Origin of the sequence: Bradyrhizobium sp. AUGA SZCCT0182 (assembly GCF_018130185.1) — a bacterium.
Taxonomy (GTDB): Bacteria; Pseudomonadota; Alphaproteobacteria; order Rhizobiales; family Xanthobacteraceae; genus Bradyrhizobium.
Genome location: NZ_JAFCLY010000001.1, coordinates 445795 through 470141 on the forward strand (window position 1 = coordinate 445795; position 24347 = coordinate 470141).

Here is a 24347-nt window from a genome sequence, read left to right on the forward strand (position 1 = left end):
CATGCGTCTTGTTACCTACCGCGCCAATGTCGAGGCGGCGGCCCGCCTCGGTGCCGTCGTCGATGACCTGGTCGTGGACGTCGAACGGATCGGCGCGCATGCCGGCGTCGCGCTGCCGTCCTCGATGCTCGATCTGATCGATCTCGGGCCGCCGGCGACGATGGCGCTGAAGAAGATTTTAAGCGATCACGCAAGCCATTGGCCGGTGGGTGCCGCGCTGCCGCTTGCCAATGTCAGGCTGCTGGCGCCGATCCCGCGGCCGCGGAAGAACATCTTCGGGATCGGGCTGAACTATGTCGAGCACGTCGCGGAATCGTCACGCGCGCTGGACACGGCGAAGGAATTGCCGAAGCAGCCGATCATCTTTTCAAAGCCTCCGACCAGCGTGATCGGACCCGACGACGCCATCGAGCACAACCGGACGATTACGCAGCAGCTCGATTGGGAAGTCGAACTCGCCGTCGTGATGGGGCGAACGGCGCGCCGGATCCCGGAAGCGCAGGCCCTCGATTTCGTTTTCGGCTACAGCGTGATGATCGACGTCAGCGCGCGCGACAATCGCCGCGCCGGCCAGTGGATCTATTCCAAGGGCCAGGACACCTACGCGCCGTTCGGTCCATGCATCGTGACGGCTGATGAGATCGGCGATCCGCACGCGCTCGATCTCTGGCTCACGGTGAACGGCGTCGAAAAACAGCGATCCAACACCCGCCACATGCTGTTCAAGGTGCCGCTGCTGATCTCGGACATTTCGGCAGCGATCACGCTCGAGGCGGGTGACATCATCGCGACCGGCACGCCCGACGGCGTAGGCGCGGGGCGGACGCCGCAGGAATGGCTGTGGCCTGGCGATGTCGTGGAGGCGGAAGTGGCCGGCATCGGCCGGCTGCGTCATCCGGTCGTGGCGGTCTGAGCGCGGGGGCCGGCGATGTTGTTCGACATGGAGACGCTGGAGGCTCAACAACGCTACAAGATATTGACGGCGGCGGTGACCCCGCGGCCGATTGCCTGGGTGACGACGCTGTCCGAAGACGGTGTCATCAACGCGGCTCCCTACAGCTTCTTCAATGTGTTGGGGCACGAGCCGCCGACGCTCGCGATCGGCCTGCTCGCCGGGCCGGGGCGCTTCAAGGATACCGCGACGAATATTCTTGCGACCGGAGAGTTCGTTGTGAACCTGGTTTCCGAACAGAATGCCGCGGCCATGAACGTCACTTGCATCGATGCGCCGCCCGATATCGACGAACTCGCGCTGGCGGGCCTCACCGCCGCCGCGTCACATGCGATACGGCCGCCGCGCATTGCGGAGTCCCCGGTTTCCTTCGAATGCCGGGTGCTGAGCTCGATGGTGACGGGGCCGCGCCAGACGGCGGTGATCGGCCGCATCCTGTGCGCGCACGTGGATGGTGCGGCGGTTCAGGACAGGGAGCGCTGCCATATCGACACGCCTGCGCTGCGGTTGATCGGCCGCATGCATGGCAGCGGCTGGTATGTTCGCTGCACCGATCTGTTCCAACTCGACCGGCCGAGCTGGGCGGAGTGGCGACGAAACGCCGCGCCCCAACCGGATCAGGCGCCATGAACATGATGGCGCGCGCTGTCTCGTTCGATTGTGCTGCGGCCGCACCTGCGACATTTGTTGCCCCGGCAACCGGAACTATAGTTCTTGCCTTCGGCGCCGTCTGCGAATTATGGTGCAGGCCGCTGGGGTATGGGCCGAAGGTTCTAATCGGAGCTTTCGGTTCGTGCTTGCTGTGGGCCGGAGATTTCGCGCACAAAATATCCGGGCTTACCGGGATTGACGAAGGCGCAGGCCTCGAGACGGCAGCCGCACTGGCTGGCGGAACAAAATAGATAATGAGGAGGGGAGTGAATATGAAAAAGACATTCTGGCTGGCGGGCGCAATGGCTCTGGCGCTGGCGCAGCCCGCGCTTGGCGCCGACAGCATCAAGATCGGTTTCGTCTCGACGTTCAGCGGCCCCACGGCCGCGATCGGCAACGACATGCGCAACTCGTTCGAACTGGCGCTCGACCATCTGGGCCGCAAGATAGACGGCAAGCCGGTCGAGGTGATCTATGAGGACGACGGCCAGAAGCCGGATGTCGGCAAGCAGAAGACCGAAAAGCTGATCCAGTCCGACAAGGTCGATTTCATCGTCGGCTACATCTGGTCGAACGTGCTGCTGGCTTCGCTGAAGACCGCGGTCGATTCCAAAACCTTCCTGATCTCGGCCAATGCCGGTCCCTCGCAGCTCGCCGGCGAATTGTGCTCGCCTTACGTGTTCTCGACCTCCTGGCAGAACGACCAGACGCCGCAGGCGATGGGCACCTACATGAACCAGAAGGGCGTCAAGTCGGTGTTCCTGATCGGCCCGAACTATGCCGCCGGCAAGGACATGCTGGCCGGCGTCAAGAGCACGTTCAAGGGCCAGGTAGTCGGTGAAGAATACACGGTGTGGCCAAGCCAGCTCGACTTCTCCGCCGAGCTCACCAAGGCCAAGAACTCCAAGGCCGAATCGATCTTCGTGTTCTATCCGGGCGCTGCTGGCGTGCAGTTCCTCAACCAGTATGCGCAGGCCGGCATCAAGGCGCAGATCCCGCTCTATACGGCGTTCACCATCGACGAATTGTCGCTGCCGTTGCAGAAGGACAACGCGCTCGGCGTTCCCGGTGCGCAGCAATGGGTCAACGACCTGCCGAACCCCGAGAACAAGAAGTTCGTCGAGGACTACCGCAAGAAATATCCGAACCTGCGCCCGACCTTCTATGGCGCGCAATCCTATGATGCCGCGCAGCTGATCAACAGCGCGGTGGTTGCGGTCAAGGGCGACGTGACCAAGAAGGACGCGATGAAGGCCGAGATGGAGAAAGCCAACTTCAAATCGGTGCGCGGCCCGTTCAAATACGGCAAGAACCACATTCCGATCCAGAACTTCTATCTGCAGGACGTGGTCAAGGATGCCGACGGCCAGTTGGCGCTGAAGACGGTGGCCACCATCGTCAAGGACAGCCAGGATGGCTTCCACGATAAATGCCCGATGAAGTGATCAGTTGTTCTGCCGACGCATGGTCCGCCAGAAATTGACGACTTGGCCAGCATCTTGGCAAGAAACTTGGCAAGGATCATGCATCCAATAAGAAAATGGCGGCGGCGCAAACGCGCTGCCGCTGTTTTGTTTCGAGTTGAGGGGCATGATCGCGACCAACGCGTGGCGTTGACGCCAGTATCATGGAGAGGGCGCTAAGTTGGTTCTTGTCGAACAATCGCTGAACGGGTTGCAGTTCGGCCTGCTGCTGTTCCTGCTGGCGGCCGGGCTGACGCTGGTGTTCGGCATCATGGACTTCGTCAATCTGGCGCACGGCTCGCTCTACATGATGGGCGCCTATTTCGCCGCGACCTTTACCGCATGGACCGGAAGCTTCGTGTTCGGCGTGTTGCTGGCGCTCGGCGCCACGCTGCTGCTGGGCATCGCGCTGGAATTTATCGCACTGAGACATCTCTACGGCCGCGACCACCTCGACCAGGTGCTGGCGACGTTCGGACTGATCTTGTTTTTCAATGACGCGGTGCGGCTGATCTGGGGCCCGGCCGGCCTCGCGCTGCCGCTGCCCGCCTGGCTGACCGTGCCGGTCCAGATCATCCCCGGCGTGTACTATCCGGCCTACCGGCTGTCGATCATCATCGTCGCGCTCGCTGTCGCCGCGCTGCTTTACGTCGTTGTGATGCGGACCCGGATCGGCATGCTGATCCGCGCCGGCGCCTCGAACCGCGAAATGATCGGCGCGCTCGGCATCAACATCAAACTGCTGTTCACGCTGGTGTTCGGCCTTGGCGCGGCGCTCGCCGGTCTTGCCGGACTGATGCAGGCGCCGATCCTCACCGTGCAGATCGGCATGGGCGAGAACATCCTCATCCTCGCCTTCGTCATCATCGTCATCGGCGGCATCGGCTCGATCCGCGGCGCGTTCCTGGCCGCGATCTTTGTCGGCATGATCGATACGCTTGGTCGTGCCTTCCTGCCTGATCTCTTGCGCATGGTGCTGAGTTCCGCCGCCGCCTCCACCGCCGCACCCGCGCTGTCGTCGATGCTGATCTATCTCTTGATGGCGATCGTGCTGGTGGTGCGGCCGGAGGGGCTGTTTCCGGCCGCCAAACGATGAAATTAAAAATCAATACAAGCAACGTCGTCGTGGCGCTGGTCGCCGCCGGGCTGGTCGTGCTGCCGCTCTATTCGCAGCTCACCGGCAACATCTTCATCCTGACGCTGTTCACGCGCATCATCATCTTCGCGCTGGCCGCGGCCAGCCTCAATCTCATCATGGGCTATGGCGGCATGATGAGCTTCGGCCATGCCGCCTATCTCGGCATCGGCGGCTATGCGGTCGGCATCCTCGCCTTTGAAGGCATCGGCTCCGGCTTCATCCAGTGGCCGGTGGCGCTGGTGGCGTCGGCGCTCTATGCGCTCGTGATCGGCGCGCTCAGTCTGCGCACCCGCGGCGTCTACTTCATCATGATCACGCTCGCTTTTGCCCAGATGGCCTATTACATCGCCTCGGGCATGTCGCGTTACGGCGGCGACGACGGCCTGACCATCTACAAGCGCAGCAATTTCGGCGGCCTGATCGACCTGTCGAACCGCGTGCAGTTCTATTACCTCTGCCTCGGCTGCCTGTTCGGCGGCATCTATCTGATCTGGCGGATCATCAACTCGCGCTTCGGCCTGGTGGTGCAGGGCATTCGTTCCAACGAGCAGCGCATGCAGGCGATCGGCTATCATGCCAACCGCTACCGGCTGGTCTGTTTCGTCATCTCCGGCACCATCTGCGGCCTGGCCGGCGCGCTGCTGGCGAACAACACCGACTTCATCAGCCCGGCCGGAATGTACTGGACCCGCTCCGGCGAGCTCATGGTGATGGTGGTGTTCGGCGGCATGGGCTCGCTGTTCGGTCCTGTCATCGGCACGATCTTCTTTCTGCTGCTGGAAGAGCTACTGTCGCAATTCACCGAATACTGGGCGCTGATCATGGGGCCGCTGCTGCTGCTGATCGTGCTGTTCGCGCGCGGCGGCATCATGGGCCTGCTCGGGAGGTTTAACCGTGGCTGATCCCTTGCTCCGCGTTGAAAACCTGGTGCGGCGGTTCGGCGGCATTCTCGCCACCGACAATCTGTCGCTCGACGTCATTCCTGGCGAGTTGCACGCCATCATCGGCCCCAACGGCGCCGGCAAGACCACGCTGATCAGCCAGTTGACCGGGCAATTGATGCCGAACTCAGGCACCATTGTTTTCGGCGGCCGCGACGTCACCGGGCTGCCGTCCTATGAGCGCAGTCGGCTCGGGCTGGCGCGCTCGTTCCAGATCACCTCGCTGCTGCCGAATTTTACCGCGGCCGACAATGTCGCGCTCGCAGCGCAAGCCCATGACGGCCACTCGTTCCGGTTCTGGGGCAATGCGCGCAAGGAAAAACCGCTGCGGGCCGCCGCGCAAGCCGCGCTGACGCGGGTCGGGCTCGGGGCGCGCGCCGACGTGCCGGTGTCCGAACTCAGCCATGGCGAACAACGCGAACTCGAGCTTGCGGTCGCGCTCGCCACCAAGCCGCAATTGCTGCTGCTCGACGAGCCGATGGCGGGGCTCGGCGTCACCGAGTCGGCGCGCATGGTGGCGCTGCTGAAGGAATTGCGCAAGGAAGTCACCATCGTGCTGGTCGAGCATGACATGGAGGCGGTGTTCGCGCTCGCCGACCGCATCACCGTGCTCGTCTACGGCCGCGTCATCGCGTCGGGCGATCCCGATGCAATCCGCCACAACGACGAAGTCAAGCGCGCCTATCTCGGCGATCAGCACGTGGTGGTCGCTCATGGCTGAAACTCTGCTCGAAATTGATGGCATCGAAACCTGCTATGGCCTCAGCCAGGTGCTGTTCGGCCTGTCGCTGAAGGTTCGGTCGGGCGAAATGGTCGCGCTGATGGGCCGCAACGGCATGGGCAAGACCACGACCATCCGCTCGATCATGGGCATGACGGCGGCGCGTGCCGGCACCATCCGTTTCGGCGGGCAGGAGGTTCGCAGCCTGCCGTCGTACAAGATCGCAAAACTCGGCATCGGCCTGGTGCCGGAAGGCCGCCAGATCTTTCCGAACCTCACCGTGTACGAAAACCTGGTCGCGGCTGCCGGCAATCGCGCCGGCAACTCCGATCCCTGGACCATCGAAAAGATCCACGCGCTGTTTCCGCGCCTCGCCGAGCGCGGCGGCAACATGGGCGTGACGCTGTCCGGCGGCGAGCAGCAGATGCTCGCGATCGGCCGCGCGCTGATGACCAATCCGAAGCTCTTGATCCTCGACGAAGCCACCGAAGGCCTGGCGCCCCTGATCCGCGAGGAAATCTGGAGCTGCCTGTCGATGCTCAAGGGCCGTGGGCAATCGGTGCTGGTGATCGACAAGAACGTCGCCAACCTCTCCCGCATCGCCGACCGGCATTACATCATCGAGCGGGGACGCACGGTGTGGAGCGGCACGTCGGAGCAGTTGATCGCCGAGCCGGATTTGCAGCACCGCTATCTGGGGATTTGAGGGGAGTCCGCGCGCGAACTCCCTCAAGCTTCAATGATCAGATCAAAGTACAGGGGTGTTTCGGTAACCCGGCTGATAAACTCTTGCCAACCGGCCGCCCCGGCGCCGACCGGGCCGGCTGGCAGGTTCGAGTCCGTTTGCAGAACGCGACCACCGGCCTTTTCGACCAACGCCTGCTTGATGGCGGGCAGCGGGTGATTCCAGTCGGGCTTGGGCTTTTGGTGCGCCCACGCCTCGACCGCGGTAATCATCGCGACAAATTCGGTTGCGCTATCGCCCTTCGCCATCACGGCAAGATTGGCCCGACCCGACCCGACTTTTCCCTTTAGCGTTGCGTTGTGGCTGCCGTGGTGCCCGACCTTGTAGAGCACGGTGCGCTCGAGCAGGTCGGTCGCCGTAACCGTCTTGCCGCCATCGTCGAATTCGCCGTCGGTCCAGGATCGCCAGTTTCCCGCTTGAGCGTCTCCGACAAACAGCAGCACTTTGCCGTTCTTCGATAGTTCGAACGCAAGGACGAGGCTCGCATTGTTGGTGGCATTGTTCATGGCGAGCGCCAGCGCGCCGGCATCCATCGCGTCATCCGCCGTCATCCGGCGCCAAACCGCGTTGGACGAGATTTCCTTGCCATCACCGGGTTCCGGAACCGGACTGCTCCCGTAGCGTTTTTCAAAAAAGTCACCGAATTTGTCGTCCGTGAACGCCTGGTCGAGCGGAAGCGCGTGGCGGCGCGGGAACGGCGACGTTGTTGGACCGGCTGGCGTGCCTCCCGCACCAGCTGCGGCCATTTCATGGCCGAAGTTCTCGTCCCCAATTGGGTCGAGGTCGTCGATTTTGTCGATGTCGCGCGGCGGACCAAGCACAAAGGCGCGCGCGCCGTTCGCACCGGGAATCGGGCGGATTTTCTCATGGGGATAGAGATATTCCGGATCTTGCGGTGCGCATTCGCGCAGGTATTTCATCGCGACCTTGTTCGCCGACTTGGCGGGGTCCTTTCCGCCAGCGGCGGCATGCGCCAAGCCGTTGTACTTCTCGGCCTCCTCTCCCAGTTCGAATTCCAGGTACCAGTCGAGCTCGCCTGCCGCGGCGTTGTTTCCAAGCCCCATGAGATTGGCGCGCTCATCGATCAGTCCGAGCAGCCGGTCCTTGAACTTCTTCCGCAATTGATTTGCGACATCGTCGTCCGGGTTTTCGGTCCACGCGAACCAGACCTTGCCGACCTTGAGGTCGGGAAAGTTGGTCGATGTGAGCCCATTGACGTGATCCTGATGTTCGTGCGTGACGATGGCGACATCGACGAAGCCGCCGGTGGTTTCGAGGATGTTCGCGCCGATATCCGCTACCTTCGTCGGCGGCTTGAGTTTAGCGGGTGACCCCGGCTTGTAGCCGCAATCGATGAGCACATACGCCGGCTTGTCCGGGTTATCGCCGGCGAACGCGATCAGGAAGCAATCCCCGTGACCAATGCGGTACATGCGAACCGCGGCGCCGCCGGGCGGTGGCTTGAGCGTCGAATTGACGGCAGCGGTCGCGGGCGCATCAGGCGCCGGCTTTTTTGCCTTTTTCTTGCTTGCGACCTTTTTGGCCTTTTTGGCCTTCTTGGTTTTCTTGGGCGCTTTCTTGGCTGCAGCTTTTTTGGCCGTCGTTTTCTTGGCCATGATTCAGTCCCCGGCGTGCGAATGAAGGAGCGCGAACGGTTCGGCGCTCGCGCTAAACCGGGCCGCTGTGGGTTCAAAGGCGTTGGGCGGGGACAGCCCGTTGAGCAGGTAGTGCCGCATGCGGTCGAGCTCGTCCTCGTTGTCCACGGTGCCAGGCGTGCGGATCACGCGCCGAATCTGCGTTCCTGCCGGATCAATCAGGAGGGTGCAGCCGGCGCGGTATTTGAAATCTCGCTCGGCATCGGCCCACGCGCCTGGCGTCGCGTCCTTGTCTTTCTGCTTTTCCTTGTCGAAGAAACCGGCGCGCCATTGCGTTACCGCGACGACCATGTGCTGCTCAGGCCAGCCGAGCGGTCCGCGTTTCATGGCGGTGCGCACGGCGTGGATCTCGACATTGGCCTGGTTCGTATTGCGTTGGCGCGCGGAGATCGTCTTGGGCAGATTATCGACCTGAACCACCAGACCAAGCGCATCGGTCATCCATCTGTAGCCTTCGTCCAGCAGCCAGGAATGGAATGTGGCCGCCTGCCTGTCGGCATCGACCCATATATCGAAACGCGGCATCTGCAGGCCGGCCGGAGTCAAAATGCCGGATGAGGGTGCCATTGACTGCTCGGGGGCCGCGCGCGATGCCTTCCGTTGATAGGCTGGATCGTCGCTGCTCGGCGCGGCTTGACTGAACATTTTCTTCATCGCATTCCGGCTGAGCGTCTCTTCCGCGATGTAGTCACCCTTGGAAACCTTGACGCGTTCCTTCACTAGCTCCGTCTCGGTCGGCCAGAGCAGGCTGTCCTCTGCCATCGAGCGTGCGCCGCGCGGCGATATTCCCCATTCGCGGAAGCTTTCGATGAAAGCCAGTCGCCAGTGCTCTCGGTCTACCGGATTCATGTCGTGGTCGGCCGTCACGATCGCGCGCAAATAGCCGCCGAACGTAATCCCGACGGGCGGGCAATAATCGATGGCACGAATGCACATCTGCAAGGCCCGGTCCGCGCAAAGCTGAGCTTCGTCGGCGAGGCGGTTGACGAGATCGGGATGGATGTCGCCTTCGCGCAGAACCCCGGTGCCTTCGGTGGCGATCCGGAACAGGTCCCGCGTCCGCGCCTGGTAAACCCTGGTGAAAGCGCCGAAGACAGCCGCAACCAGGATGGCGCCGCGATCATGTGGCTCAGACGTTTCGTCAAGCATTGCCGGATCGGGCCTTATCGGTTCCCAGACGCCCTTCACTTCCTTGCCGAGATAGCTGCGCAGCGCATCGCCGCGCCCCGACGCCAAGGCAAACTGCTGCGCGAGCTGGCCCAGTACGCTTTGGCGGACGAGGTCGCCGCGTGTGCGTGCAATCTGGTCGCGCAATACGCCCGGGTAGGAAAAATGCTGGAACAGCGCCACGATGTCGGCGAAAGCCTCGTGAAAGGCCAGCACGTCCTCGTTGACCGGCTCGCTAAAGCGCGGGTGCACGCCGTCGAGCAGGGCATGCGTCGTCTCGTGAGCGATGATGTCATGCGAAAGACAGGTGAATACCGTCGTGCCCGGGGTGTTCTTCTTGTCTTTTGCTTTAGTCGAGAAATATCCGAACAGCAGTGCCTTCTTCTGCGGACTGTAGAAGGCATTCTGCTGGCGTAGCGCGTGCGGGTAAATGCGCAGGCGGGGCACGTAGTTTTCCTCGTAGTCGCTGTTTGCGGCCCGCGCGCGCGGAGACCAGAGTGCTTTCCGTCCCAAAGCGCGTTCGAAATGTTCGATCGTCTTCATCGCGACCGCGTAACACATCTGTTGATGGAAGCGGGGGTCGGATTCCGATGGTTGAAGTCCGTCGGTCGCGAGCAGCGCGGGCGCGTTGAGGTCGACAGGCGTATAGGCGACACCGCTGCCTGGATCGATATCGATCACCTCAATGTATTCGCCGACCGGGCCTTTCTCCAAATTGTCTTCCCAAGGGATTTCGATCGTGATGCCGCTCATTCCAGCGAGATCGTAGCGCGCAGCGAGTGCCGGATCGAACGAGAATATTCGCAAACGCCGCGTGTTGGGGCGAGGATAGTCTTGCACGGCCGCGGTCCCTTGGATTGTTGATGCTTGTCGTTGCGTTAGCTCGCTGCGTTGGCCTGTTGTCACCCGGAGTATAGAAATTGTATGGATACCCGTCAAGATTGTATTCGGGCAATGCTTGAGGCGACGCCGTCAAGCGCGACAATAAGGGGCCGATTGCGTAAGCAAGATGAATTGCTTCGTCGCTGCGCGCCTTGCGCAAACGCTGAGGATTTGTCGCAGGCAATGACGGAGTATGCTGTCAATCGCTTGCCCTGGGCCACGTCTCCATGAACCCCGACGCCGACCGCATCATCGGACTCTATCAACGCCACGCCCGCGCCTGGGCGCAGGACCGCGGCAACCGGCTGATGGAGCGCGCGTGGCTCGACCGGTTTGGCGCGCTGCTGCCGGCCGGAGCTTCCGTGCTCGACATCGGCTGCGGCTCAGGTGAGCCGATCGCCCGTTACCTCATCCAGCAGGGATGTCATGTCACCGGTGTGGATTCGTCGCCGGAACTGATTGCCCTGTGCAGGGCGTCTTTTCCGGATCTTGCGTGGCACGTCGCCGACATGCGCACGCTCGCCCTCACGCGGCGCTTCGACGGTTTGCTGGGATGGGATAGTTTCTTCCACCTCTGTCCCGATGACAGCGCCGGATGTTTGCCATCTTCCGGGATCATGCTGGGCCGCGCGCGGCATTGATGTTCACGAGCGGTCCGGCGCATGGCGAAGCGATCGGGAGCTACAGGGGCGAGCCGCTCTATCATGCCAGCCTGGACGCCACTGAGTACCGCGTGCTGCTCTGCGCGAATGGTTTCGACGTGGTGGCGCATGTCGTCGAAGATCCGGACTGCGGCGGTCATACGGTCTGGCTGGCGCAACTCACCTAGCGCGGTCGGCTGGCCCACGCTGCGCGCAGGTCAGCCAGAACGATCCCGCACATGCCAGGTGGGCCCGGGATTGTTGGAAGATGACGAACGCTGGTATATTCTTTTCCGTCAAACCGACGTGTTCTCTCGGGGCCGCGTGCCGTCAAACCCTCAAGCCGGATCGTGACCTCCATCAGGCCAAAGTATGTCCAACAATGTATTCAATTGCCTTCCTGTTGACCGGCAGGTTTTCACGATTGTCGGCGCCGCGACCACCGCGCCGCAATGCGACGTTGAGCACCGCTTGCTCCTGATCTAGCCTAGGGCTGCGCGATGTCCCTCGATGCTTCCGCCGCGTTGCGATCTGGTTTGCCGGTCCGGCCGACCGGCGCTTCCCGCAAGAGCGTGCCGCTTGTGCTCTTCTTTTTTTCCATGAGCTTCATTGTTGCGGCCTGGTACTGGCTGGCGGCGCCGGTGCTGCTGGATCATGCGCTGATTGATCCCGCCAGAAAGCTCGACTGCGTGTCCTACGCGCCGTTCCGGAGCGGGCAGACACCGTGGAATTCCAACATCATCATCAGCCCGGAGCAGATTGCGGAAGATCTCGGCCAGTTGGCCGGGATATCGAACTGCATCCGCACCTACTCGGTCGAGAACGGGCTCGACAAGGTGCCTCAGCTGGCGTCGAAGGTCGGGCTGAAAGTCATTCTCGGTATTTGGCTCGGACGCGACCGCGTGAAGAACGCAACGCTGATCGACACCGCGGTATCGCTGGCCAAGGATTATCAGGGGACCGTGACCTCCGTCATCGTCGGCAGCGAGGTGCTGCTCCGGGGTGAAATGACGGTGGCAGACCTTCGCGAAATCCTCCGCTCGGTCAGGTCGCGTATCACGACGCCGATAACCTACGCCGATTCCTGGGATTACTGGCTGCGCTACCGCGAGATGGCGGCCGACGTCGATTTCGTCACGGTCCACATGTTGCCGTTCTGGGAAGATGAGCCGATCCGAGCCGAAAACGCGGCGGCACATGTCATCGATATCTACCACAAGGTGGCGCAGGCGTTTCCCGGCAAGGAAATCCTGATCGGGGAGGCGGGCTGGCCGAGCAAGGGACGCATGCGGGAGGTCTCGCTGCCGTCACGCATCAATCAGGCCCGCTTCGTTTCCGAACTGCTCGACCGGGCCGGCCGAGAAAAAATCCGCGTCAATCTGTTTGAGGCCTACGACGAATCATGGAAGCGCCAGTGGGAAGGCACGGTCGGCGCCCATTGGGGCCTTCTCGACGGCGATAGCCGTCAGATCAAGCATGCGCACGGAGCGGCCGTCAGCAATTATCCGTTCTGGAGGCTGCAACTGGGAGCCGGCCTTGCTTTCGGCATTTGTGTCTTTGCCGTTGCATTGTTGACGCTTTGGCGTCGGCGGACGGCGACAGGATTGGCGCCGTGGCTGGCCGTGTCGGCGTGCGCGACGACAGGCGGAATCCTGCTGGGGTTGGGTGCCGAAAAGGCCTTTTATGAAAACTATGGCGTCGCCGGTCTGCTGAACCAGGGATGGCTTCTGACCGCGGCCATCGCGCTGCCGCTGCTGTGCGCCAACGCGTTGATGGCCGGACGGCCATTGCCGTCCTTCCGGGAATTGCTCGGCCCGCGCGAAGGCTGGCCCTCGTCATTGCCTGTGCTGGTCCTGGGCGTTGTGCTGATGGTCACCACGCTGATCACCGTAGAGGTCGCGCTCGGCCTTGTGTTCGATCCGCGTTCGCGGGATTTCCCGTTCGCCAGCGTGACCATGGCGGCTGTGCCGGTCTGGACGGTGGCGCTGCTCTGCCGTCGAAAGTCAGACAACGGCGTCACCGCCGAGGCGGTGTTTGCAGGCCTGCTCGTGGCGGCTGCGCTTTTCCTCTTTTTCAATGAGGGTGTTCACAACTGGCAGTCGCTGTGGACGGCAGCGGCGTTCGTTCTGTTTGGCGCCGCGCTGTCGCCGCCGCGTTTCGTTGCTGTGTCGAGCGCGCTACCGAACATGCCGTTCGTGTTCCGGAAGACGCTTCGCAAGCAACAACTCGCCGTACAACCGGTCGCCGTCGCTTCCCTGCCACCGCCAAAGCCGCAGGCCGGCGGCGGCGGCTTCGTTGCGGCGACGTCAAAGGTCGAATGCGACAAATAGCTGTGTGCTGAAGAGGGCTCTGGTCCGGGAACGAACGCATGTGGTCGAACAGATTTTCCCGGCGCCGTTTGGGCAAGCTTGCAGGATGGGCGGCGCTCGGCCTGTCGACGGGATCGGTCAAGTCAGCGGATGCACAAAGCAGTTCCAGCGGCCAGAAACCCAGCGCGGCCTTCCCGGCTGATTTTAGATGGGGCACCGCGACCTCGTCGTATCAGATCGAAGGCGCCGTCAACGAGGACGGCCGAGGGCCGTCGATCTGGGATCGTTTTGCGCACACGCCCGGAAAAATTGCCGATCACAGCACTGGCGACGTCGCTGACGACCACTTTCATCGCTACAAGGACGACGTCCAGTTGATGAAGGCGCTGGGGACGAAGACCTACCGCTTCTCGATCGCGTGGCCTCGCGTTTTTCCCGAAGGAACAGGCACGCCCAATCCGAAGGGCCTCGATTTCTACAACCGGTTGCTCGACGAGCTGCTGGCAAACGGCATCGAGCCGTTTGCCACCCTGTATCATTGGGATTTACCCCAGGCGCTGCAGGACCGCTTCGGCGGCTGGGTGTCGCGCGACACGTCGAAAGCCTTTGCGGATTACTCGGGCTATGTCGCCGAGCGCCTGAGCGACCGCGTCAAGCACATCTTCACGATCAACGAATGTTCGAGGCTGGTTCATCTCGGCCATGGCCTTGGCCTCGACGCGCCGGGCCTGAAACTGTCGCTAGGCGAACAGAACCAGGTTCGTCACCACGTTGCCCTTGGGCACGGCCTTTCCGTGCAGGCGATCCGGGCACACGCCAGGGCCGGAACCAAAATCGGCCTCGCCGAGAACATGGTCAACTGCATCCCCGCGATCGAGACGCCGGCGAACATCCGCGCCGCCGAGATCGCCGTGCGCGAGCTCAACGCCGGTTATCTGACCGCGATCCTCGAAGGAAAATTCACCGACGCCTATCTGGCGCAGCCCGACGCCCCGAAACACACCGCCGACGATCTCAGCATCATTTCGTCGCCGATCGACTTCGTCGGGCTGAATGTCTACACGCCCGACCATTACGTCGTGGCCGCTGACAATTCGCGCGGCTATACGCTGGCGCCGTTTCCGGCATCGTTCCCGCATATGGATGCGTCCTGGCTGAGGATCGGTCCGGAGGCGCTGTACTGGGCGCCGCGTCACGCGGCGAAGATCTGGGGCGTGAAGTCGATCTACATCACCGAGAACGGGACGTCGTCGACGGATCAGCCGGCCGCGGACGGCAACATCTATGACGTCGACCGGGTCATGTATCTGCGCAACTATCTGTTCCATCTGCAGCGCGCGACGTCGGAGGGCGTCCCGGTGGCCGGCTACTTCCTGTGGAGCCTGATCGACAATTTCGAATGGATGGACGGCTACCAGAAACGCTTCGGAATCTACCACGTCGACTTCAACACCCAGCGCCGCACGCCGAAACTGAGTGCGTCGTTCTATCGGGAGGTTATCAAGCAGAATGCGGTGGTGTGAGGGGACTCACTGTCGTCCCGGCGAAGGCCGGGACCCATACCGCGTGATCTATCCGTGAAAGTGACGGCGTCAGATACTTTTTACAACAATGACCGCCGCGGCGTATGGGTCCCGGCCTTCGCCGGGACGACGCGAGACTGTTGTCTAAAACATCTCGAAATATTCGCGATGTTCCCATTCCGAGACCTCGGCCTGGAAGCGTTCGATCTCGGCGTTCTTGATGTGGACGTAATAGTCGACGAACTCTTTTCCGAACGCTTGACGAAAAAACGGATCGTCGCTGAGCGCGGTCACCGCTTCGCGCAGCGTCTTCGGCAACAGCGCCGCCTTGGTCTCATAGGGCGTGTCGGCTGACGGGCCAGGATCGAGCTTGCGGTCGACGCCATCGAGCCCTGAGAGAATCTGCGAGGCCATGTAGAGATAGGGATTGGCGGCGGGTTCGCCGATGCGATTTTCCAGACGTGTCGCAGCATCATTGGGGCCGCCGAGCACGCGGATCATGACGCCGCGGTTGTCGCGGCCCCAGATCGCCCGATCCGGCGCCAGCGAATAGGTGCGGTAGCGCTTGTAGCCGTTGATGGTCGGCGTCGTGAACACGGCGGAGGCGCGGGCGTGGGCCAGCAGTCCCGCGAGATAGTTGCGCGCAAACGGGCTCAGTACCTCGCTGCCTTCCGTGGTCATGAACGCGTTGTCGCCGCTGGCGCGCGATACGATGGATTGATGCAGATGCCAGCCGGACGCGAACACGTTCGGCAGTTTGGGCCGGCACATGAAGGTGGCGTGATAGCCGTGGCGCCGGGCGACCTGTTTTACGGCGCTGCGAAACAGCACCATGTTGTCGGCGGGCGTCAGCCCCCTGGTCGGCGCAAAGGTGAATTCGCATTGGCTCGGGCCGAACTCGACCTCGACCGACCGCAGCGGCAGGCCGAGCGCCAGCACCTCGCGCCGGATGATTTCCAGCACCGGCTCCATCTGGTCGTAGCGCTGCTCGGTCAGATATTGATAGCCGTGCGACAGCAGGCTCACCGAAGGCGGCTGACCGGGCTGCCCGGCATCCTCCGGCGCCATGTGCGCGTCTTCGAGCTTGAAGATGTGAAACTCGACCTCAAGCCCGGCAACGAAATCGTAGCCGCGCTGGCCGAGTTGATCGAGCACCCCGCGATAGAGATGCCTTGTCGCGAACGGCACCGGGCGGCCATCGCTGAAATAGATGTCGCAGAGCAGCCAGCCGGTCGTCGGCGCCCATGGCAGCACGCGGAACGTGGTGGGATCCGCAACCATCAAGACGTCGGCGGCGCCCTCCATCTCGCGCATGCCAAAACCGCCGCCGGACGTGAACACCGGAAACACCGTGCGGTGCGAGGTGTCCTTGGCGAGCATGGTGGTGGTAATGGAGCAGCCACTCTCCAGCGAGGCCAGCGCCTCGCTTGCGACCAGCGTCTTGCCGCGCAGGATGCCGTGCTGGTCCGGGAACGACAGCCGGATGACTTCGAGTTTTTGCTCTTCGACAATGCGGCGCAGGCGGCTTGCCGCCTCCTTCTGCTCCGCCGACCACAGGCCGTGACGCTCCACGAAACTCAACGCGTCACTCCCTTTCTTCTCCCTCGCCCCGCTTGCGGGGAGAGGGGCGGGGTGAGGGGGACTCTCCGCGAAGCCGGTGCGAATTGAAGGACCTGTACCCCCTCACCCGGATCGCAAGAGCGATCCGACCTCTCCCCGCAAGCGGGGAGAGGTGAACCGAAACCTCGGCGTCTGCTCAATTTCAGCAAATCCATCACTCAGCCGCCGTCAGATGCCGGATCTTGTCCGATATCTCGCCCGGCACCGGCGCGGCCCATGGCGCGCCGCGGCGGCGTTTGACGTCGACTTCCATCCAGTAGATTTCCCAGCCCCGAGTCGGCCCGATGCCGTCCATAGTGGCGGGGCCCTGGATGCTGCGCGCGCGGGACGCGTCGAGGAACATGAACGGCTTCTCGCCGCCGGAGACCTTTTCGATCTCCTGCCGCAGCAGGCGGCGATATTGCACGATCGCCTTGTCTGAGGTGCCGAGATGTTCGTTGGTGCGATCCTGGATCGCGCCCATTGACTCCACCGCCCACTGGTCGTGCACGTTGATGTCGGCGCCCATGCCGGTATAGGTCGCGGTCGCCTGCTCGTGCGGATCGAAACCGTAATCGTTCGATCTGTTCTTGCGCGATTTATAATCGGGCAATTCATAGAGTTCGAGGCGCTGGTCGCGCATCTTCTTCTTGTCGACCGGCGTCGTGTAGGAAGTGAAGATCGCGAACCAGTAGCAGTTCTCGTCATCGACCGGCACATGCCACTGCGTGATCGTCATCTCCTGGCTCATCGGGATGACGAAGCCGTGCGGGAACAGCTGGTTGGTGACGCGCACATGGGTGCGCTCCTCGTCGATCTCGCGCAGTGCGATCAGCCGCAGGCCATATTCGGTATGCTCGACATTGATGATCGGGTTGTCGTATTCGCGCAGGATTTTCGTCATCGGCATGTCCGATCCAGCGGACGCGCCGCGGAACTGCTTGCCGTAGGAAGCCGAAGTATCCTCGTCCTCGAAGAAGCGATGCAGGAAGGAGGCGTGCGCCGGATCGATGCCGACTTCGAGCGCCTGCAGCCAGTTGCAATTGATGTGGCCCTTGAACGCGAAGGTGTGGCTGTCGGGCGCGATGAAGCAGTCGATCTCCGGAAATGCCGGCGGCTCGCCTTCGCCGAGATAAGCCCAGAGGATGCCGCTCTTCTCGACCACGGGATAGGAGCGCTGCTTGATGCCCTTGCACAGGTTGGAGCCCTTCGGCTCCGCCGGCGTCTCGATGCACTGGCCCGACGTGTCGAACAGCCAGCCATGGAACGCGCAGCGCAGGCCGCCATGTTCGAGCCGGCCGAAAGCAAGGTCTGCGCCGCGGTGGGCGCAATGGCGGTCGATCAGGCCGTAGCGGTCGTTCTCGTCGCGGAATAGCACGAGGTTCTCGCCGAGCAGCTTGACGGCTTTGACCGGCCGCGGGCCCTGTAGCTCGTCGACCAATGCGGCCGGTTGCCAGTACATCCGCATCAGTTTCCCGCAGGGGTCCTTTGCCCCGGTGCGGGTGATCAGGTCGTTCGCTTCCTGGCTCATCATGGCGTTCAGCCCTTTCGTCGGAGGCGGTTTGTTCGCCTATTGAACGAATGGGCGAATTATGCCATGACTGTAGAGGACGGCAAGCACAATTTTGAACGCTTCCAATCGGAAGGGCCAATGCCAAAGCTGAAACGCGCCGAGGGCGAAGAGCGCGCCACCGATTTCGTCGAGAGCCTCGACCGCGGCATCCGCCTGCTCCAGGTGTTCGGCACGATCGGGGCCCCGGCGACGTTGAGCGATCTGGCGCGCGCCGCCGATCTGCCGCGCGCCACCGCCCGCCGCATCCTGTTCACGCTCGAGCACGGCGGCTTCGTCACGTCAGACGGCAAACTGTTCACGCTGACGCCGCGCGTGCTGACCCTCGCAGCCTCCTATCTTCAGTCGAGCCAGGTGGTGACGGTGCTGCAACCGGTGCTCGACCGGATCGCGCTGGCCGCGCAGGAAATAAGCTCGCTGGCGGTGCTCGATGGCGACGAGGTCGTTTTCATCGCGCGCGGCAGTCCGACGCGGGTGTTCTCCGCCGGCCTCGACATCGGCTACCGCCTGCCGGCGTTCTGCACCTCGGTCGGCCGCGTCATGCTCGGCCAGTTCGACGATGGCGATCTCACGGCGCGGCTCGCCGCCATGCGGCGCGAGCCGATGACGCCACACACGGTGACCGATCCAAAACGATTGCTTGCTTGCGTGCGCGGCGATCGCGAACAGGGCTATTCGCTGGTCGATCGCGAGGCCGAGCCGCATTTCCGTTCGATCTCGGTCCCGGTGCGCCGTTACGACGACGTGATCGTCGGCGCCATCAACATGGGCGCGCATGTTGATCGGGTCTCGACGGCCGAGATGATCGAGCGGTTTTTGCCGTTGCTGAAAGAGGGCGGGGAGTCGGTCAGATCGATGTTGCTGTGACTATGCCGCACCTCGTGGGCAACCTGAAAAGCTATTTGAAGGTCATTGCCCCGAAGAGAGCAGCTCTATTTGTCGCTGAGCTGTGACGTAGCCCCAGATACCGGCAATCGTGATCGTTAGCAGCGCAGCCGCACCCAAGAGAGGCCACTTGGAAGTACCGCGGAAGCCAGCGTCCATATGCAGGAAGCCAAACAGCGTAACGGGAGTCTGAAACGCCAATGCGCCAATGTAGCGCGTGATCGAAATGCCATGCTGATACGGCTTCCAGTCCGGGCCGGCATTTATACCCAGAATGAGATCCGAAGGCGTCAGATAGTCGTAGTAATACCAGGTCAATATGGCGGTAAGCGGCAACGCCGGAAGCACTGCAAATCGCGCTCGACTACCAACCATCCGATGCCAGGTTGCAACGAGGGCGGCTTGAAAGGCCTGAGGTAAAGCAAATACGAGGATGGATCCGATCGCGGCAATGATACCAAGGATGGGCGTCTGTATGGCCATCATGGAGAGAACGTCTTCCCGGGTTCTGTGCGGGTTACCGTGCACGATGTCGAAGAACACAAGGTGAGCGATACTCCTTGCACCGACGGCCATCGCCGCGAAAGATGACCCACAAGAGGCTGTGTGCATAAGAAGCGCCAATAGCGCGATTGTTCATTGAAAATGGCCCCGTTCAATTCTGCGTAGCCCGCTCACTATCGCCGATGGCTGAGCAGGTTTTGTGCATAAATTCAGGGATTTTCGTGCCTAAATGCCCCGCTTGCGCCGTGCTCGCGGTCAGAGTTGGTGGATACGCGGAGTTCATCATCACCCACCTTGAACGGAGGCCGCATTTTTCGTCATCTGCCATGAACGCGATCCCCTCCCGCCTGCACGAAGCTGATGCAGATGCCGCGAGAGATCGAATGAACAATCCCAATTGGGCTGTCCGTATTGTCGCCGTCCCTCCCGGCGAGGCGCCGCTATGGGTGCGTCAGAAATGGGTCGGCCTCGATTTGCCGGTCATGCGCTATGCGGCGCACCGCAAAATGCTGGCCTTCGGCGTCCTGTCCATACTGCAGTCGTGGCCAGCGCAATGGGCAGCCATTCTCCGTGGACGCGCAGAGCGAGTCGCCGGCTATGCGGTGGCGGCAGCACCCGCTATCGGCATTCTCGCCAAAGCGAGTCCGGAGGCTGCCGCATGGTGGCGCGAGAACACGCCGCATCTGATCGCGCCGAAGCGCTACCTCGTGTTTCACGAGGAAGTCTGCCGGATTGCCGATATCTGATGGGGAAACTAAAACCGGCTAGCGCTTGAGCGCGGCGGCGATCATTTCGAACTTGGCGACGATCTGCGGTGTCACCAGATAGCGAAGCGTGCCCGCAACCGACAGGCTGACGACGATCGCGACGATCGTGTACTGCGCCGTCAACACCGCCAGTATCGCGCGAAGCGGGCGCGGCCGGCTCCTCGGCATCTTCGCGGCGATGCGGATGGAAGCGTCGTCTTCAAGGGTACTCATGCGATTTCATCCTGCATGGTGGCTGAGCGGATCGCATCAGTGTTCGGATCGCAGCTGATCGAGGCGCGACCGCAGTTGCCGGTTCGCCCGTTCGCTGGCGCGCAGCTTGCGCGCCCAGTTCAGCTCAACGACGCCTCCGGCCTCGCTTGCGCCTGAAAACATCAGGCCCGCGGCGAAACGATCGCGCCAGACCAGGCGCGCCAGGCAGGAGATTCCCTTGCGTTCGATTTCGAAATCCACCTCGTCGGGCACGAGGGCCGAATTTTCAAATTCGATCCTGGCACCGAACTGGCTGAAGTTGCGCACGACGCAGGCGAGCGTCGAAGAGCGGGCGTTGAAGGCGACCCTTCCGCCGTAATAGACGCGGTTTCTCGGCAGTTTGCGGCGCTCGGACATGATCTGTATTCCCTGCGTTTAACGCTTTGGTAACACTATTAGAGGGTGTGTTTCCGCATGGAACTGTTGCGGTGGTTAACCGCGGCCGTGGTTAATGGTGGCGTTCTTTTCGCGAGCGGTGCACGAAGACGCTGCGCCCGCTCAGCCCCGCGCGAACATCCGCGCTTCATCGTGCAGCACTGGCGCCACCGCATCGACCAGCCGCGACGCGGCGTCGTTGACGTTCAGGCCCGCGGTATCCACCACGGCCGACGCGCGGGCGTAGAGCGGTTCGCGGCTGACCAGGATGGTGCGCAGTTCGGCCATCGCGGAGCGATCGTCCGCCATCGGCCGCAGGTCGCCCTGGCCGCGCACCCGCGCCATGTGTTCTTCGGGCTTCGCCTTCAGCCAGATCGTGTAGAACGACGACAGGATCAGGTCGAACGTCAGTGGTTCGGAGACGATGCCGCCGCCGGTTGCCAGCACCATCAGTTCCTTGCGCGCCAGCAATTGCCCGAGCGCGGCCTGCTCCATGCGCCGAAAGCCTTCCTGGCCGTAGAGCGCGATGATCTCGGCGACGGACAATCCGTTCTGCGCCTCGATCTCCTTGTTGAGTTCGACAAAGCTCCAGCCGATCTTCTTCGCCAGCATCTTGCCGAGCGTCGATTTGCCGGCGCCACGCAGGCCGATCAGGGCGATGCCCGAGAACGACATCTTGCGATGCGCCGCAGTACTGCCGCCCGCGAGCACATCCTTGGCCTGCGCGATCTGCGCGGATGTCGCCTTGCGCACGAGGTCGCGGATGACAGCCCAGTCGGGCACAGGTTCAGTGGAGGGAATGAGATCTTCCAGATGCGCGCCCATCGCGTTCGACACCCGGCGCAGCAGCACGATCGAGACGTTGCCCTTGCCGCTTTCGAGCTGGGCGATATAGCGTTCGGAAATGCCGGAGACCTTCGCGAGCACTTTTCGCGACATGCCGCGCAACGCCCGCATGGTGCGCACGCGCTGGCCGAGCTGCTCAAGAAAGCCGGTTTCGGGATCGCTGGTTTCGGACATTTCCCTGAGTTAGCCCTGACTGCGAATCGGCGCGGTTCGGAAACATAATGCCGATGAGGATTGACAGCAAGCGCGCCCGGTGGTCTTTATATGAATTATAATTCTTAAAATCTGGGAGAAGCGTCGTGAGCGGCACGTCCGGTTCCTACAATGCGGTGACCTGGCTGCTTGATCGCAATGTCGACGAGGGCCGCGGCGCCAAGCTCGCCTTCACCGATACGGTCTCCGAACTCACCTATGGCGATCTGCAGCGGCAAAGCCGCCGCGTCGCCAACATGCTGCGTCGGCTCGGCGTCCGCCGCGAAGAGCGCGTCGCGATGATCATGCTCGACACGGTCGATTTTCCCTGCGTGTTCCTGGGCGCAATCCGCGCCGGCATCGTGCCGGTGCCGCTCAACACGCTGCTGACGGCGGATCAATATGCCTATGTGCTGGCGGATTGCCGCGCGCGGGTGCTGTTCGTGTCCGAAGCGCTGCTGCCGGTCGTGAAAGACATCGTCGGGCGGATGCCGGACCTCGAGCATGTCATCGTGTCCGGCAAGGAGGCGCACGGCCACAAGAAGCTCTCCGACGAACTCGCGCGCGAGAGCGATACGTTTGCGACCGTGCCGACCCATGCCGAGGAGCCGGCCTTCTGGCTCTATTCCTCCGGCTCCACCGGCATGCCCAAGGGTGTGCGGCACGTGCATTCCAGTCTGCAGGCGACCGCCGATACTTTTGCCACGCAGGTGCTCGGCATCCAGGAGGGCGACGTCTGCCTCTCCGCGGCAAAACTGTATTTCGCCTACGGGCTCGGTAATGCCTTGACCTTCCCGATGGCGGTTGGCGCCAGCTCCGTGCTGAATGCAGACCGGCCGACGCCGGGTCGGATGTACGACCTCTTGAACGGGTACAACCCGACCCTCTTCTTTGGCGCGCCGACGCTGTTCGCCTCGATGTTGAACGACGAGGCGGCGAAGAACGCGCGTGCCGGCACGCGGCTGCGGCTCTGCTCCTCCGCCGGCGAACCGTTGCCGGAATCGGTCGGCAATGCCTGGAAGGCGCGCTTCGGTGTCGACATCCTCGATGGCGTCGGATCGACCGAGCTGCTGCACATCTTCCTCTCCAATGCGCCGGGCGATATCAAATATGGCTCGGCGGGCCGCCCGGTGCCGGGCTACAAGGTGCGGCTGGTCAATGACGCCGGCGCTGATGTGCCTGATGGCGAGGTCGGCGAGTTGCTGGTCGATGCGCCGTCGGCCGGCGAGGGCTACTGGAACCAGCGCAGCAAGAGCCGGCAGACCTTCGAGGGCCGCTGGACCCGCACCGGCGACAAATACGTTCGCGATGCCGATGGCCGCTACACGTTCTGCGGCCGGGCCGACGACATGTTCAAGGTCTCCGGCATTTGGGTGTCGCCGTTCGAGGTCGAGAGCGCGCTGATCGTGCACCCCGCGGTGCTGCAGGCCGCCGTCGTGCCGGAAGCCGATGCCGACGGGCTGTTGAAGCCGAAGGCCTTCGTCGTGCTGCGCCCGGATGGCAACCGCGATGGTCTGTATGAATCGCTCAAGGAGCACGTCAAGCAGAAGATCGGCCCGTGGAAATATCCGCGCTGGATCGAGGTGGTGGATTCACTGCCGATGACAGCGAACGGAAAGATCCAGCGCTACAAGCTGCGGGAACACAATTGATGCCGTCATTCCGGGGCGTCCGAAGGACGAATCCGGAATCTCGAGATTCCGGATCGGCTCGCTTCGCGATCCGTCCGGAATGACTGAGCAGGAACCATCATGACAACTCTCTCCCCCACAGGCTTCCTCACCATCGGCGCGTCCGATCTCGAATACCGCATGATCGGTCCGTCACCTCAGGACACGCCGACCATCGTGATGCTGCATGAAGGCCTCGGCTCGGCCGGCCTGTGGGGTGACTTCCCGGACAAGCTTCAGGCCGCCACCGGAGCCGGTGTATTTGCTTACTCGCGCGCGGGCTACGGCGCGTCGACGCCGGTGAAATTGCCGCGCCCGGTCGACTACATGCACAGCGAAGCGCTCGACGTGCTGCCAAAGCTGCTCGATGCGATCGGCTTTCGCCGCGGGCTGCTCGTCGGCCATTCCGACGGCGCCTCGATCGCGGCGATCTATACGGGTGCGCATCAGGATCACCGCGTCGAAGGCGTCGTGATGATCGCGCCGCATTTCATCGTCGAGGACATCTCGGTGAGTTCGATCGCCAAGATCAAGACCGCCTATGAGACCTCGGACCTGAAGGCAAAGCTGGCGCGCTGGCACAAGGATGTCGACAACGCCTTCCATGGCTGGAACGGCGCCTGGCTCGATCCGGCCTTCCGCAACTGGGATATTTCCGAATACCTCGCCTATATCCGCGTGCCCGTGGCGATCCTGCAGGGTCTGGACGACGAGTATGGGACAATGCGCCAGATCGAGATCGCCCAGGAAGAGTGCTACTGTCCTGTCGATGTGACGGTGATTCCGGGGGCGGGACACCAGCCGCATCGGGAGGCGCCGGGGGCGACGCTGGATGCGGTCCAGGAATTCGCAAACGCGGTGTTGCGTGTCCACGGCTCGCAGGGACGGGCCGCGTAAGC

At 62.6% G+C, this 24347-nt stretch carries 23 protein-coding genes; 15 read left to right on the forward strand and 8 right to left on the reverse strand.

Features of this window, described 5'->3' with window-relative positions:
• The first annotated feature begins 1 nt into the window (after position 1).
• From JQ611_RS02095 to JQ611_RS02125, 7 genes are all read left to right on the forward strand, one after another.
• The gene (locus JQ611_RS02095; protein ID WP_212464375.1) at positions 2-913 is read left to right on the forward strand and encodes a fumarylacetoacetate hydrolase family protein; all 912 of its coding nucleotides are present in this window, start codon (positions 2-4) and stop codon (positions 911-913) included.
• 15 nt (positions 914-928) lie between these two features.
• Positions 929-1582: a flavin reductase family protein gene (locus tag JQ611_RS02100; RefSeq protein WP_212464376.1), complete on the forward strand. Its 654-nt coding sequence runs from the start codon at positions 929-931 to the stop codon at positions 1580-1582.
• A gap of 293 nt (positions 1583-1875) precedes the next feature.
• Entirely contained in the window at positions 1876-3048 is a 1173-nt protein-coding gene (locus JQ611_RS02105) for an ABC transporter substrate-binding protein (protein WP_212411464.1), read from the forward strand.
• Positions 3049-3247: 199 nt separating this feature from the next.
• Positions 3248-4162 carry a branched-chain amino acid ABC transporter permease gene (locus tag JQ611_RS02110; protein WP_212464377.1) on the forward strand — a complete coding sequence of 305 codons (915 nt, stop codon included), beginning with the start codon at positions 3248-3250 and terminating at the stop codon, positions 4160-4162.
• Positions 4159-5106, forward strand: a complete 948-nt coding sequence (locus JQ611_RS02115) for a branched-chain amino acid ABC transporter permease (RefSeq protein ID WP_212267480.1) — start codon at positions 4159-4161, stop codon at positions 5104-5106. Before JQ611_RS02110 ends, JQ611_RS02115 begins: the two co-directional genes overlap by 4 nt.
• Complete coding sequence (locus JQ611_RS02120) at positions 5099-5866, forward strand: ABC transporter ATP-binding protein (protein WP_212267484.1); 768 nt, start codon at positions 5099-5101, stop codon at positions 5864-5866. Before JQ611_RS02115 ends, JQ611_RS02120 begins: the two co-directional genes overlap by 8 nt.
• Positions 5859-6572: an ABC transporter ATP-binding protein gene (locus tag JQ611_RS02125; RefSeq protein WP_212267486.1), complete on the forward strand. Its 714-nt coding sequence runs from the start codon at positions 5859-5861 to the stop codon at positions 6570-6572. Before JQ611_RS02120 ends, JQ611_RS02125 begins: the two co-directional genes overlap by 8 nt.
• A 23-nt stretch (positions 6573-6595) precedes the next feature.
• Here JQ611_RS02125 and JQ611_RS02130 read toward each other — a convergent pair whose 3' ends face one another.
• Both JQ611_RS02130 and JQ611_RS02135 read right to left on the reverse strand, forming a co-directional pair.
• The gene (locus tag JQ611_RS02130; RefSeq protein WP_212464378.1) at positions 6596-8227 is read right to left on the reverse strand and encodes a hypothetical protein; all 1632 of its coding nucleotides are present in this window, start codon (positions 8225-8227) and stop codon (positions 6596-6598) included.
• Positions 8228-8230: 3 nt separating this feature from the next.
• Positions 8231-10186, reverse strand: coding sequence for a hypothetical protein (locus JQ611_RS02135; protein WP_212267490.1), 1956 nt, complete (start codon positions 10184-10186; stop codon positions 8231-8233).
• 356 nt (positions 10187-10542) lie between these two features.
• On the opposite strand from JQ611_RS02135, the gene JQ611_RS02140 reads away from it, so the two are divergent.
• The 4 genes from JQ611_RS02140 (at position 10543) to JQ611_RS02150 (ending at position 14788) form a co-directional block, all read left to right on the forward strand.
• A complete protein-coding gene (locus JQ611_RS02140; RefSeq protein ID WP_312011817.1) occupies positions 10543-10956 on the forward strand; it encodes a class I SAM-dependent methyltransferase in 414 nt (137 codons plus the stop codon).
• Positions 10956-11144, forward strand: coding sequence for a hypothetical protein (locus JQ611_RS42645; RefSeq protein ID WP_312011819.1), 189 nt, complete (start codon positions 10956-10958; stop codon positions 11142-11144). Before JQ611_RS02140 ends, JQ611_RS42645 begins: the two co-directional genes overlap by 1 nt.
• 312 nt (positions 11145-11456) lie before the next feature.
• Positions 11457-13286 (forward strand): glycosyl hydrolase family 17 protein, encoded by a 1830-nt coding sequence (locus tag JQ611_RS02145; RefSeq protein WP_212267492.1) that lies wholly within the window; start codon positions 11457-11459, stop codon positions 13284-13286.
• Positions 13287-13324: 38 nt separating this feature from the next.
• Positions 13325-14788 carry a GH1 family beta-glucosidase gene (locus tag JQ611_RS02150; protein ID WP_212267493.1) on the forward strand — a complete coding sequence of 488 codons (1464 nt, stop codon included), beginning with the start codon at positions 13325-13327 and terminating at the stop codon, positions 14786-14788.
• 144 nt (positions 14789-14932) lie between these two features.
• On the opposite strand, the gene JQ611_RS02155 is transcribed toward JQ611_RS02150, so the two are convergent.
• Together JQ611_RS02155 and JQ611_RS02160 are read right to left on the reverse strand one after the other, a co-directional pair.
• Positions 14933-16369 carry a glutamine synthetase family protein gene (locus tag JQ611_RS02155; protein WP_212464379.1) on the reverse strand — a complete coding sequence of 479 codons (1437 nt, stop codon included), beginning with the start codon at positions 16367-16369 and terminating at the stop codon, positions 14933-14935.
• A gap of 193 nt (positions 16370-16562) precedes the next feature.
• Positions 16563-17921 carry an aromatic ring-hydroxylating dioxygenase subunit alpha gene (locus JQ611_RS02160; RefSeq protein ID WP_212464380.1) on the reverse strand — a complete coding sequence of 453 codons (1359 nt, stop codon included), beginning with the start codon at positions 17919-17921 and terminating at the stop codon, positions 16563-16565.
• Between the two features lie 117 nt (positions 17922-18038).
• Between JQ611_RS02160 and JQ611_RS02165 the strand changes: the two genes are divergently transcribed.
• Positions 18039-18824: an IclR family transcriptional regulator C-terminal domain-containing protein gene (locus JQ611_RS02165; protein WP_212464381.1), complete on the forward strand. Its 786-nt coding sequence runs from the start codon at positions 18039-18041 to the stop codon at positions 18822-18824.
• A gap of 42 nt (positions 18825-18866) precedes the next feature.
• On the opposite strand, the gene JQ611_RS02170 is transcribed toward JQ611_RS02165, so the two are convergent.
• Positions 18867-19385, reverse strand: a complete 519-nt coding sequence (locus JQ611_RS02170) for a hypothetical protein (protein ID WP_212464382.1) — start codon at positions 19383-19385, stop codon at positions 18867-18869.
• Between the two features lie 344 nt (positions 19386-19729).
• Between JQ611_RS02170 and JQ611_RS02175 the strand changes: the two genes are divergently transcribed.
• The gene (locus JQ611_RS02175; protein WP_212464383.1) at positions 19730-20092 is read left to right on the forward strand and encodes a hypothetical protein; all 363 of its coding nucleotides are present in this window, start codon (positions 19730-19732) and stop codon (positions 20090-20092) included.
• A gap of 18 nt (positions 20093-20110) precedes the next feature.
• Here JQ611_RS02175 and JQ611_RS02180 read toward each other — a convergent pair whose 3' ends face one another.
• From JQ611_RS02180 to JQ611_RS02190, 3 genes are all read right to left on the reverse strand, one after another.
• A complete protein-coding gene (locus JQ611_RS02180) occupies positions 20111-20326 on the reverse strand; it encodes a hypothetical protein (RefSeq protein ID WP_212392092.1) in 216 nt (71 codons plus the stop codon).
• Between the two features lie 36 nt (positions 20327-20362).
• On the reverse strand, positions 20363-20722 hold the full coding sequence (locus JQ611_RS02185; protein ID WP_212392093.1) for a PilZ domain-containing protein: 360 nt from the start codon (positions 20720-20722) through the stop codon (positions 20363-20365).
• A gap of 141 nt (positions 20723-20863) precedes the next feature.
• Positions 20864-21760, reverse strand: coding sequence for a helix-turn-helix transcriptional regulator (locus tag JQ611_RS02190; protein ID WP_212033461.1), 897 nt, complete (start codon positions 21758-21760; stop codon positions 20864-20866).
• 125 nt (positions 21761-21885) lie between these two features.
• On the opposite strand from JQ611_RS02190, the gene JQ611_RS02195 reads away from it, so the two are divergent.
• Entirely contained in the window at positions 21886-23430 is a 1545-nt protein-coding gene (locus tag JQ611_RS02195; RefSeq protein ID WP_312011821.1) for a benzoate-CoA ligase family protein, read from the forward strand.
• 99 nt (positions 23431-23529) lie between these two features.
• On the forward strand, positions 23530-24345 hold the full coding sequence (locus JQ611_RS02200; RefSeq protein WP_212464384.1) for an alpha/beta fold hydrolase: 816 nt from the start codon (positions 23530-23532) through the stop codon (positions 24343-24345).
• The last annotated feature ends 2 nt before the right edge of the window (positions 24346-24347 follow it).